Raw genomic sequence first — 297 nt, 5'->3', positions numbered from 1 at the left:
GGAAAACTGCAATACCTTCTGTGCTCCGTACTCTTTCTGTGCAACATAAGCGCAGGAAGGTGTGGCTGACCAGGTTATCCCTCTTAAACCGTCTGGCACCGCAGGTGTGTACCGGCCTTCCCGGCGCGGCGAGTCCAATCGTCTCCGGAAAGGGCTGTCGAAAACCCACCGCAATCACCAGCCCGTTTTCAATGGCAGGACGCCGCGCGGCATGGCCGCCAGAGTCGTGGCCTGTTTCCGTGGCCATGACTGGCGGCGTAATCCGGACCTGATTACCCTCCGGCAGCAGGGCTATAC

At 59.9% G+C, this 297-nt stretch carries 1 protein-coding gene and 1 pseudogene; both read left to right on the top strand.

Annotation, left to right across the window (positions count from 1 at the left end; genetic code table 11):
- Positions 1-6: 6 nt before the first annotated feature.
- Positions 7-69, top strand: coding sequence for a RepA leader peptide Tap (gene tap, locus GSQ70_RS26295; RefSeq protein WP_370521101.1), 63 nt, complete (start codon positions 7-9; stop codon positions 67-69).
- Positions 62-297, top strand: a pseudogene (locus tag GSQ70_RS01070) (Replication protein); the annotation flags it as partial. The gene tap and the pseudogene GSQ70_RS01070, both read left to right, overlap by 8 nt.

Source organism: Pantoea sp. BAV 3049 (assembly GCF_009765445.1).
Taxonomy (GTDB): Bacteria; Pseudomonadota; Gammaproteobacteria; order Enterobacterales; family Enterobacteriaceae; genus Erwinia.
The sequence above is the reverse complement of the archived record's forward strand: the minus strand, read 5'-3'. Positions and strand labels throughout refer to the sequence as shown.